This is a genomic window from Alphaproteobacteria bacterium (genome assembly GCA_030680745.1).
In the GTDB taxonomy this organism is placed as follows: domain Bacteria; phylum Pseudomonadota; class Alphaproteobacteria; order JAUXUR01; family JAUXUR01; genus JAUXUR01.
In genome coordinates, this window is sequence record JAUXUR010000037.1 from 1 (window position 1) to 11,446 (window position 11,446).

Annotated in this window: 12 protein-coding genes; 6 read left to right on the plus strand and 6 right to left on the minus strand. The window is 35.2% G+C overall.

Annotation, left to right across the window (positions count from 1 at the left end; all coding sequences use genetic code 11):
• Positions 1 to 171: 171 nt before the first annotated feature.
• Entirely contained in the window at positions 172 to 795 is a 624-nt protein-coding gene (locus tag Q8L85_03275) for an SCO family protein (protein MDP1723703.1), read from the plus strand.
• A gap of 76 nt (positions 796 to 871) precedes the next feature.
• Here Q8L85_03275 and Q8L85_03280 read toward each other — a convergent pair whose 3' ends face one another.
• Together Q8L85_03280 and Q8L85_03285 are read right to left on the minus strand one after the other, a co-directional pair.
• Positions 872 to 1,075 (minus strand): hypothetical protein, encoded by a 204-nt coding sequence (locus Q8L85_03280; GenBank protein MDP1723704.1) that lies wholly within the window; start codon positions 1,073 to 1,075, stop codon positions 872 to 874.
• The gene (locus Q8L85_03285; protein MDP1723705.1) at positions 1,066 to 1,548 is read right to left on the minus strand and encodes a YdcF family protein; all 483 of its coding nucleotides are present in this window, start codon (positions 1,546 to 1,548) and stop codon (positions 1,066 to 1,068) included. Before Q8L85_03285 ends, Q8L85_03280 begins: the two co-directional genes overlap by 10 nt.
• A 344-nt stretch (positions 1,549 to 1,892) precedes the next feature.
• On the opposite strand from Q8L85_03285, the gene Q8L85_03290 reads away from it, so the two are divergent.
• From Q8L85_03290 to Q8L85_03310, 5 genes are all read left to right on the plus strand, one after another.
• Entirely contained in the window at positions 1,893 to 2,114 is a 222-nt protein-coding gene (locus tag Q8L85_03290) for a hypothetical protein (protein MDP1723706.1), read from the plus strand.
• Positions 2,115 to 2,315: 201 nt separating this feature from the next.
• The gene (locus Q8L85_03295) at positions 2,316 to 2,696 is read left to right on the plus strand and encodes an NADH:ubiquinone oxidoreductase subunit NDUFA12 (protein ID MDP1723707.1); all 381 of its coding nucleotides are present in this window, start codon (positions 2,316 to 2,318) and stop codon (positions 2,694 to 2,696) included.
• 45 nt (positions 2,697 to 2,741) lie between these two features.
• Complete coding sequence (locus Q8L85_03300) at positions 2,742 to 3,269, plus strand: outer membrane lipid asymmetry maintenance protein MlaD (protein ID MDP1723708.1); 528 nt, start codon at positions 2,742 to 2,744, stop codon at positions 3,267 to 3,269.
• 27 nt (positions 3,270 to 3,296) lie between these two features.
• Positions 3,297 to 4,241: a DUF2155 domain-containing protein gene (locus tag Q8L85_03305; protein MDP1723709.1), complete on the plus strand. Its 945-nt coding sequence runs from the start codon at positions 3,297 to 3,299 to the stop codon at positions 4,239 to 4,241.
• Positions 4,242 to 4,544: 303 nt separating this feature from the next.
• Complete coding sequence (locus Q8L85_03310; protein MDP1723710.1) at positions 4,545 to 6,458, plus strand: leucine-rich repeat domain-containing protein; 1,914 nt, start codon at positions 4,545 to 4,547, stop codon at positions 6,456 to 6,458.
• Positions 6,459 to 6,540: 82 nt separating this feature from the next.
• Here Q8L85_03310 and Q8L85_03315 read toward each other — a convergent pair whose 3' ends face one another.
• From Q8L85_03315 to Q8L85_03330, 4 genes are all read right to left on the minus strand, one after another.
• Complete coding sequence (locus Q8L85_03315) at positions 6,541 to 6,942, minus strand: VOC family protein (GenBank protein ID MDP1723711.1); 402 nt, start codon at positions 6,940 to 6,942, stop codon at positions 6,541 to 6,543.
• A 126-nt stretch (positions 6,943 to 7,068) separates the two neighbouring features.
• Entirely contained in the window at positions 7,069 to 7,968 is a 900-nt protein-coding gene (locus tag Q8L85_03320; GenBank protein ID MDP1723712.1) for a CPBP family intramembrane metalloprotease, read from the minus strand.
• A 362-nt stretch (positions 7,969 to 8,330) separates the two neighbouring features.
• Positions 8,331 to 8,756, minus strand: a complete 426-nt coding sequence (locus tag Q8L85_03325; protein ID MDP1723713.1) for a hypothetical protein — start codon at positions 8,754 to 8,756, stop codon at positions 8,331 to 8,333.
• 580 nt (positions 8,757 to 9,336) lie between these two features.
• Entirely contained in the window at positions 9,337 to 11,175 is a 1,839-nt protein-coding gene (locus Q8L85_03330) for an ABC-F family ATP-binding cassette domain-containing protein (protein ID MDP1723714.1), read from the minus strand.
• Between the last annotated feature and the right edge of the window lie 271 nt (positions 11,176 to 11,446).

Sequence of the window (11,446 nt, forward strand, 5' to 3'; positions counted from 1 at the left end):
ACCAGACTCGCAAACGGGTTCTTCAAACACCAATGCTTCGACGGCCTCCAGGTCGCACAAGCTTTTTATACACATGTTTGCGAATTTGGTCATTCCTTTTAAGTCCGACCCTTTTAGGTGGTGGGAAACTCGCAATGACGAATGATAAACAACAAAAACAGGACATAGAATATGAAATATTTCTTCACTTTTACCATCATCGCAGCCTGCATCGGTGGTGGCATCTATCTCAGCAAAATGCGTAACAACCTCGATACAAATATTGTGCAAGACGTAACTAAAACACCTGAGCCCAGTTACATTGTTACAGCCAATGTTCCATTAGGTGGTCCCTTTAATCTAACAAATCATTTGGGTCAACGCATTTCAAATCAAGACTTTAAAGGCAAATTAATGTTGCTTTATTTTGGTTATTCTTATTGTCCCGATTTATGCCCGTCAGAGCTTTCAACCATGACCAAAGCACTCGATATATTAGGCAACAAAATCAATGACATTCAACCTATTTTTGTAACCATAGATCCCAAACGCGACAATCAAGAATTATTGAAAAATTATGTAGGTCTTTTTCACCCAAAACTCATGGGACTTTACGGCAATGACCAAGAATTAAATGAAGCCTTCGATCATTATAAAATTTATGCAGCGAAAACTGAAGATAAAGGTGGCGATGATTATTTAATGGATCATTCAACCTTCACCTATCTTGTAGGTCGAGACGGCAAATTAATCTCGATGTTTCGCTTAGGAACGCCTGCCACTGAAATGGCCAAGGAAATTGAAAAACATTTTTAGTTGAAATAAAAAAGGCTGAAAAAAAACAGCCTTTTTAAAAAAATAATTCTAACTATACAAAAAACAATAATAAATATTAAAAAATATAAGCAGCTAGTAACCCAATTCGTTCTTTTATTGCCATCGTCACAATTTGTAACTTTGCTGTAATGGGATGTTCAAATGGGTTAAGACTTTTAACGCGCCTAAATCCAACAGGATATGGGATAACATCCCAATTTGAGCGCTTAAAATAATTAACAGATCGCCTCATATGATATGCTGATGTTATTATATCCATTTTTCATCTAAGCGGGGTGAAACAAGCTCTTTACTTAAAATCACATTTTCTAAAGTATTGCGTGATTTGTTTTCGAATATCATATGTGATGTATCAATACCTAAATTCTCTATATACATTTTTGAATAGAAGGCTTCATTTTTTTTCTGATTATCTAACTCTAAATCCCCTCCTGTAAATACAAATCTGGCCTTTGGATTCTTATGATAAAGTTCTATGAATTTATTTAAACGCTCTGAACCAAATGGCACTATAGGCATATTGTACTGATTTGACAGATTCGTGTGTGCTTCACCACCTAAAACAATAACACCATCAAATTTATCTATTATGTCAGCGTTTGGAATAGGATAAGATTCTTCTAATGGTGCTATGAGCCAATAATCAACCGGCAAAAAAATAAAAATAATCGCAAAAAATGCTAGGAAATATAATACTTTTTTAGCAAGACGAAAAAATCTTGTCTGCAACATAAAAACGGCAAGAATGAAGAAAAATAAAAACAAACTTAAGGGCGCCGCGAAAAACCAAAAAGCCTTAGAAATTATAAAATAAGCTGTAGACATGTTATGTATTTTGCTCCAAATTTAATATTAGCAGAACAGCTTTTGCCATGTGCATTAATGCGGTCATCCTAAATCATATAATTAAAGTTTGAAAGAAAAATGACATCATTACACACTTTTCTAATAATTCTAAAATTAGAAGAAAATAGTTGGTAAACTTAATTGACTTATTAAGTAAAATTGTCTATTATAAAGTATATTAAATAAAAAACAATTGCAGCACTTGTTGTTAATTCAGTAAAAGGATTCAAATGATGCCCGCTACACCAAAACTCAGAAAATTAACGCGTGATGAATTTACAAAATTAGGCAATAAAAAATTTTGCTACTTAAAAATTGAAGATACAGGCGACGATGAAGAAAGCTTCGTCTTATATAACGCTGATGGTACATGTTTTGCCCATCGTTATAGTAAAGATAGCGCATTAGACTTGCTTGATTCAAATAACATCAATCTTATTAATGTCCATTGAGAATCTATATAATCCAGGATTGAGAACATAAACGTCTTAATCCTGCGATTAATTTCTCTCCAAATACATTTCGTCACTCAAATTAACAACTCCTTCAAACGATTTATTAGAAAAACAAATATCATCATGCTTAAAACGCAGAAAAATTTTCTAGACCAAATCCTTTAAAACTGTCATAGTTTAGTAAAAGGGAAACAGAATATGTCAAAATTGATAACACGTTTATGCACTTTTTTAACAGGTAAGAAAATTGGTGAGGATGCCTTTGGCAATCTTTATTATATTTCGCGCAAAGAATCATCATTCAAAAACAATACCAGCCTCAAAAAAGAGAAGCGTTGGGTTGTTTTCAAAGATGAAGTGGAAGCTTCAAAAATTCCACCTCTTTGGCATGCTTGGCTTCATTTTACATGTGATGAAATTCCTGAATCAAAAAAACAAACCCAACTTTATACTTGGCAAAAACCTTATTTGCCTAATTTAACAGGCACCCCCTATGCATATCGACCAAAAGGACATACACTTGTTGGTGGTAAGCGTGCAAAAGCGACTGGCGATTACGAGCCGTGGACACCCGAATAACATTTACAAAATGTTAAAAGGCACGTAAATATTATTGGATAAAAAATGCAAAGAAATACTTTCGAAACGATTTTAGGTGCTGGCGTTCTTGTTTCAGCAATCGGCTTTGGTACCCTTTTATACAAAAGCAACGTATCGACTTCTACTGACACTTATCCACTTTTTGCTAATTTTGACCGTGTAGATGGTATTCGAAAAGGCAGTGAAGTTAAAACAGCAGGCATTACTGTAGGTACAGTTACCGAAAGTGCCCTTGACCCCAAAACATATTTAGCCCGTATCAAAATAGAGCTTGATAAAAGCATTCAACTCCCTTCAGATTCTTCCCTAGAAATCACGCAAGAAGGCCTTTTTGGTAAACGCTATTTATCCTTAACATTAGGCTCTGATGATCATATCATTGCACCCAATGGCAATATATCATTCACACAAGCTGGCGCTGATCTGATGCAACTTTTAAATAAATTTATGTTCTCTCAAAAACCAGAAGAAGATGATAGACATAGCCAGAACAATCAAAACGCAACAACGCCGAATACTACAACACCAGCGCATGCTAATGATGTGCCCTAATAATATACGTTTGCTTTAGAAAAGAATATGATGCACACACAATTTTCATTTACGCGTAAATGCAATAAGCCCAAAATCGGATCAAGCATTAGCTTCACCCTTATGACACTTCTTTTCTTCAACATATCTTATTTAAATGCCAATATTGTTGAACTTCCAAACGATAGTCTTCCTTGGCTTCAAGGCAATAAAACAACTTCCACGCAACAAAATACAAATACATCTAGTGGTAATAATGTTCAACAAAATGCTGGACAGGATGATCACAGCAATGACAGAACAGGTAAAACTGACCCCAGAGCCAAATCAGATCTTCCTCCCGATTCACCCGAGGCCATCTTAATAGACGAACCAGCCAATAAACATGGCTTTGTCGTTGATCGTCTTCTTGAACATAATTACATACCTCAAGATTATGCAGTTCTTAAAATTCTTGATAAAGTAACAGCAAAGACTTTTACGGTTGAAGCTAAAGTCAATAATCCCTTCAAATTTGGATGGATCGAAGTTACCGTTAAAAGCGCAAAAAAAACACCACCCGAAGAAGAACCAGAAGCTGTTGCATTCATTGAAGTTTTTGCACAACAGCCGATGAAAAAGAGCGAACATGTGTTTTCAGGTTTTATTTTTGCTTCTAGCCCTTCTGTTTCAGCCATTGAGCACCCCCGTTATGACATTCGTCTTTTCGATTGCTTAACAGACGAAGATCTCAAAAAACAAGCTGAAGCTGAAGCTAAAAAGAAAGAAGACGAAAAAAAAGCTGAAGAAGATAAAAAAAATGGCAAAGTAGAAAAAAAAGACGCAAAAAATAAAGATTCAAAAGACAAAAAGAAAAAAGATAAAAACACACCTAATAAACAAAAAAACAAAACACCCAATTCTGGATCTACATATAATCCATCATTAAATACTGCGCCTGCACAAACTGCACCTTCACAGCCGCAAGCTGCAGGAACACATGATACTGATTAGAAGCTATTGACATTTCATAAAGCAGTCATGCAACCTATTGAAAATGAACAAAAAACTGTTATTGCGAGTTTCCCACTACCCAAAAGAGGCGGACTTAAAAGGAATGACCAAGTTGCCCGCCACCATTGTTTCCCTGAACAAGCGAGAAGCAAAGCTTCGAGCACGGATTCAGGGTCCAGATCACACTCATGATCGAAGATCATGGCAAAATTAATAAACTCTCGCCATAACATTAAATTAACGATTAATTAATTAAATTTTCATAAAATAAAATTAGTATAAATATAAAACAGGATATTTATGATGAAAATAAGATGCTCACTTTTGCTTTTAACCATATTAACAAAATCTACATTTTTATGCGTACTTCCTACAGACGTAAAAGCTGTAAACAATGTCACAATGCAAGAAGAAAAAGCAGAGTTTACTATGCAAGAAAAGGAAAAAATATTTAACGATGTACAACAAGAAGTTGCTCATTATGGTATTACGCTTAATCATAAACATATCATCAATGATAACGCACTAAGTTTAGCAAATAAGCTATCTCAAAAAACCACTGAAGAACAACAAAACATATTAGCGCAAATAAGTGCATTTACATGGCTAAATAAACTTAATATCTTCCATAATAACCTTACGTCCTTGCCTGAGGCAATCGGAAAGTTAATAAATTTAACAGCTCTTTATCTCGGCGGTAATAACCTTACGTCCTTACCTGAGGCAATCAGAAAGTTAATAAATTTAAGAACTCTTGATCTCGGCGGTAATGAACTTACGTCCTTGCCTGAGGCAATCGAAAAGTTAATAAATTTAAGAGGTTTCAATCTCTTACGTAATCAACTAACTTCTATACCTGCTTCTATCAAAAATATTTCCAACTTAATTGTACTTAATCTTCTAAATAACCCTCACCTCCTCCCCAGAAGTGATAATCCTTTGCAATGGGGAAAAACAGAATTACGAGCACATTTTGGAAATCGTGTGATCTTAGATGAACAATCAATAATTGCTATGCCAGGTTCAACAACTAAAGAATACGTGTATGAAGCTTTAGATAAAAATCCTTTACGCATCAATCGCGATGTTTTTACTGTCAACAAATTACCAGATATTCAAGTTGAGAAGGTGTTTGAAGGCGAAGAAATGCTTCAAACTTTAGAACAAATTGTTACATCCATAAATTTTACTGATGATCAAAAACCTGCCTATCTTTCTTATGAAATGTTAGCGAATGACTTCGCAAGCGATGCCAAAAATCAAAATCTATCTAATATTGAAAAAGTATGGGAACACCTTATGCCACGTCTAACAGGTTATGTTAGAACTTTGTATAATTTGCCCTTGGAAGGAAAAGACATTAAAGCATGGAACATGTATGAAGCCCAAATCCCTGAAACCCAAAAAGCATTAACCTTTATTATGGAACGGATCAAAAACACAGTCGATCCAGATGCTAAAATGTTATTGTTTAATTTGCTCGTTAATGGTCTTCTTCATTGCCCTACAGGTCAATCTGAAGGTATCAATTCTGTCGCCTATGCTCTATTAGAAGGTGGCTATCAGACGAATAACTTTAAAGATAATTTGAAACGCTTTTTAGCCATTAAGAAAAATGTAAATTTTACCACCGCAATTCTCGCTAAAGCCGCTGAAAATTCACAAAATGTGCACTTAATAAGTAAGTATCGCGATGAATTGAAAGAAGAATTGGGTTTAACATCAGCCATTGCTTCTTATCAAGAACGCATGGGCGTTCTAGGACAAGATCCTTTTTCAACCAATAAATGGAATGTTGTTCATGTGTTTTATGATCTTGTTAGTCCCAATCGTATCATTGACTGGGTAATGCAAGCATCTGAAACAAAGCAAGATCGGAAAGATGATTTGAGCTTACGCAAGATTGGATCACAAAATTTGTCACCTGAAATACGCGAAAGAGAAACAAATCGTTTAAGATACAAAACAAGAGAAAACAAACAATTTCGACCCTTTACAACAGGCGCCATTGCCGAATATCTCTATTCTCAAAAACTTATAAGTGATAAAGAAAATGATGATCGTTGGAAAAAATACTTTACAGCAGATCCTGTCATAGACGATTTTGCAGTGCTAACACGTGATGGCGCAAAGGAAATCTTGATTCGTGAAAGATTTTTAATTGACGATTCAAAAAACGAACAAATGATCATTGATAATGATATTATTAACGATTGATTTTCATGTATAATTCTTAGATCTTGAAATGAAATCTCAAGATCTAAGAATTTTGGATTAAAAAAATTTTTAATCTTTTATTTTACTTACACGAACCTTCGTTACATTGCCAAAATGCTATATGCGCACCCGTTGGATCTTGAATAACTATAAAACGCCCCATATCTCCTGCTTTAGTGACAGGCATGATCACACTTGCACCCAAAGATTTCGCTTTTTCAAATGTTTTTTCAATATCATCGACACCAATATAACTCATCCAATGCGGTGGCACATGATCAATTTTATCTTTAGGTGTTTGCAACATACCAGCAATAGATTTGTCGCCATTCATAAACATGGTATAAGTCATGTCACCCATATCATGATCTTGAGCTGTCCACCCTAAAAGAGACGTATAAAAAGCTTGTGCCTTTTTCGTATCTGGTGTCATCAACTCATTCCAACAAAATTCACCGGGATTTGGTTTGTTTTGAGTGCTCATTTTAATCCTCCTTCAATGTAAATTATAACTTTCATTTTATCTTAACCAAATGAGAAAATGAATTATTGCAGTAATAGAGTTTATGCAAATTTATAGCATTATGCAACACACAGCGATTACGCCTCATCAACGTGCAAGAGCTGGATATGAAAACAAGAAGAAGTGTAACGCATTCACCAAAAAGTGTGTAATAATAGCGGCTTCGATACGATTAGTGATTATGTATACACTTCCATAACCAAGTCCCGCGATCGTTGCAAAAGTAATGTAAAAGGCGCCTCCTTTATAATGGAGTAATCCAAAAAGAAGTGAAGCTATTAGGAGTCCCCAAAATTTGGCTGCTTTGCCACCAATTATTTTTTGAAGCTCTGTTTGAAGGAAGCCTCGAAATAATGCTTCTTCAGCAACAGCCACAAATAAAAAGTTTGAAATCATCCAAACCGCTGTAATACCAGGTAATTTTGGATCCCATGAAACATAATGAAATGAAAGTGCAAAAGAAGCAAGAAGTGCACCTGTTAAAAATGTTGGAATAATGGACGCAAAAAAAGCATTACGCCAATCTTTGGAAGATCTTGCAAGATGTAACCCTAAACCCATAAAACAAAGGCCAGCAAGTGTTTTATCAAAATTAAGGAAGGATCTATAAATAAATGAATCCGCACTTAATTTAACAGCAGGAATTAAAATAGGATTTACAAAACCGTCGATTTGATGGGCGTAAAATCCAATAGATATTATGAAAAGAAGTATTCCACCGATTAACCTATAAGTCGGTCTTTTAAGCCAATGATAATACCCATAAACAATCATAGCAAAAAGGGCAATACACGAAAATCCAACAATAGTTATTTTACCTTGAATGAGTCCAAAAATAAGAATGAGAACAAAAAAACCTAACCAAACTTGTTTGCCAGGATAAACCCATAACCCAATTGTGGCCCCCACAAAAAATAGAAAAAAAGCGATCAAATCAGGATTTGCAAGAAAATGCTGAATAACGTCTTTAAATGATCCTGATATCATATTTATTCTCCGGAAATTGTAATTATTGTACTCTAGTGAGTGTACATAAAAATGATATCAAGTCTATCAAAAATAATAATTTTTCATCAGCATATTGTATTTTTTTTACGGATAAATTACTGTGAACATCTAAATTTTAGCTTATACCCGAATGATTTGGAAATGCCGATTTTGAGTCTGAGATTTGAGATGATTTTTAATACCAAAAATTACAACAGGTAATTATTTTACCTTAGAAATTTTTAGTTTAAAAAGCAGCCAAAAGTCATCGACTAAAAACGGTAGTTTCAGATTATTTGGGTATATGTGTCGAACTAACTTCAATTTCAAGTACATTGCACTCTTTCAACAGACGCGTAGGTTTAAGATTTTTCACACCGTTTTTTTGTGATGACCCATGAAAAAAATGCTAAAGGATACCCAATTAATGCCCACCAAAGGATATGATACGGAAAGTCGCCTATATGTTGAGTGAGGTAATGATAAGCAACAATACCAATGCCAATGATCACAGATAGAATTGTTCCTTCAATCAAAAATACATGAAAAAAACTACGATTTGCATAGATTTTAAGTCGTTCTTTATCTGCAGGATGAATATCTGGATTTTCTTTTTGTTTTTTATAAAGATAAAAACCGTAAGCAATATAAAAAACCCAACCAATAACAGTTACACTTGTTAAAAGCATATGATTCATAGCTTCATGAAAACCCAATTGCTTTAAATGCATTGAGCTAAAGACAAGAAATATAAATAAAAGCAACAAGATTAACTTTGTGATACGCATGATATAGCTCCCTTTTTTTCAGTATATCATGAAAAAATTAAAAGGAAGAAATTCTATTTTCTTTAAAAAACTAGGGGCTGTTGACATTTAGTTTAATAAAATGAGAGTAAGCTCGTCCCATACGAAAATAGCCGAGCGGTACGCAAGGCTGTTTGTGACAATCCACACTTTTTACTACAGCATTCGTAAGTGTAAATTGCCACGTATGCCCTCGTGCCTAAGCACTCACGCATTCTTCTAATGACCAAAGTTAATTATTGTTTTAAAACAATATGTTAGTTTTGTTTTCCTGAACGCGTTGAAGCTGAGCTTCATACGCAGATTCAGGATCCAGACTAAAATACATGCTCGAAGAGCATGGCGAGAGTTTATTAATTTGCCATGATCTTCGATCATGAGTGTGATCTGGACCCTGAATCCGTGCTCGAAGCTTTGCTTCTCGCTTGTTCAGGGAAACAATGGTGGTGGGTAATGGCAAAATTTTGTTTGTTTTTCAGTAGGTTGAATGGCTTTTTTATAAAATGTCAACAACCTCTAAACTACGAAACATCTACTCTATACTTTTAAAAGTAAGATAAAATTAGCCCTCATCACCTTGCAATGAAAACCATTCCTCTTCTAAATTACCAATCTCTAAGTCAATCGCTTCTTTTTCGCCCATTATTTTTTGCAACTCGCGTGACGCATTTGCATAAAAAGCAGGATCAGCTAATTGATTGTCAATCTTCTTTTTTTCAGCATGTAATTGCCTGATTTTTTTCTCTAATTCTTTCGCTCTTTTCTCAACAATCCCTTTTTCAGCATTGTTTTTAGCTTTGACTTTTTCAGGCTTCGTGGGTGTATTATCACCTTGCGTAATAATATATTTACGATATGCCTTTAAGGATTCTTTCCATGGTGTAATTTTTTTCTGGCCAATCAACCAAAACTCTTCAACGGTTTTTTCTAAAAAATCGAAATCGTGACTGATAATAATCACACCGCCCTTAAAATTTTTGATGGAGGTCGCCAACGCTTCTTTCGATTCCATATCCAAGTGATTGGTTGGTTCATCGAAAATAAGAAGATGTGGTGCTTCACAAGTAATAAGCGCAAAATTAAGGCGTGTTTTTTCACCACCCGATAAGACACCAACTTTTTGGAAGGCACGATCACCACTAAAGCCAAATTGACCCAATCGTGATCTAATTTGTTCTGGTGTTTTTTGTGGCCATAATTCATTTAAATGATCATAAGCAGACCATTCATCCCGCAATGCCTCAATTTGATATTGTTCGAAATACCCAACTTTTAATTTTGGATCACGATGGGTATCACCTTGAACAAGCTTTAGATTACCCACAATAAATTTAGCAAGGGTTGATTTACCATTACCATTCGATCCCAAAAGACCCAGTCGTAATTTAGGATTCAATGAAAAACTAATGTTTTGCAAAACAGGTTTCTCTGGCACATAGGATAAAACACCCTGATGAACAGTGACAATGGGTGGTGGTAACACAGGTGCTTCAGGGAACATAAACTTAAAAGTAAAGCTTTTTTCGTTCGACTCTTCTTTCATTTCTGATTTTAATTTATCAATCGCTTTCGATCGACTTTGTGCTTGTTTCGCTTTAGACGCTTTCGCCCCAAATCGATCAACAAAGACTTGCATATGTTTGATCTGCGTTTCTTTTTTAGTACGTTCTGCTTCTTCCAAACCTTCTTGTAATTCCTTTGTACGAATGAACGTATCAAAATTACCCGTATAAAGCTTAAATTCTTTGTTACGTAAATCAACAATGGCATTTGCCACTGTATTTAAGAAAGAGCGCTCATGACTGATAAATAAAATAGTTTTGGGATAATTTTTTAAATAATCCTCAAGCCAGATACAGGCTTCCAAATCCAAATGGTTGGTGGGCTCATCGAGCAATAACAAATCAGGTTCCGAAAAAATGGTTCCTGCCAAAGCCACACGCATACGCCAACCACCTGAAAAAGATGATAATGGTCTAAGCTGGTCCTCGTCTGAAAAACCCAAACCTTTTAAAATAAGCGCTGCACGCGATGTCGCTTTATGTGCTTCAATTTCAATTAAACGATAATGGATTTCAGCTTCACGCATCGGATCAGGTGTTTTATTTAATTCTTGCATTAAATCTTCGCGTTCTGTGTCGGACGCCAAGACTTCCTCAAGTGGTGTTCTATCGCCTGAAGGCGGATGCTGCGACACAAGACCAATGCGCCAATGTTTTGGCAACATAATTTCGCCAGCATCAGGCTGTAATTCATCGCAAATTAATTTGAAAAGTGTCGTTTTTCCAGCGCCATTACGCCCAATAAGACCGACATGATGACCTTCTGGTATGTAAAGATCGGCGTCTTCAAATAGTGGACGACCGCCAATGCGATAGGATAGATCTTTAATATGAATCATGGTATACCCAATTCTTTTCAATTGTGGAGGTTTTCAAAACTCGAGATTCGCAATGCTTGTGCATTAAATATACAACAAGCACTGTTCTCTCTTATTTTCTTGACCCAACACTGAAAATGTTTGGGTACAACCCCTAATTTAGGGGCGCGCCCCTAACTTAAAATACAAACCTAAGTTTGCCAAAAATAAAATGATCGCGTGCTTTTCGACGCGCAAAAATTGTTTCGTAATTTAAATCTATCGACAAATCATTTTTAAACCTTATATTGAG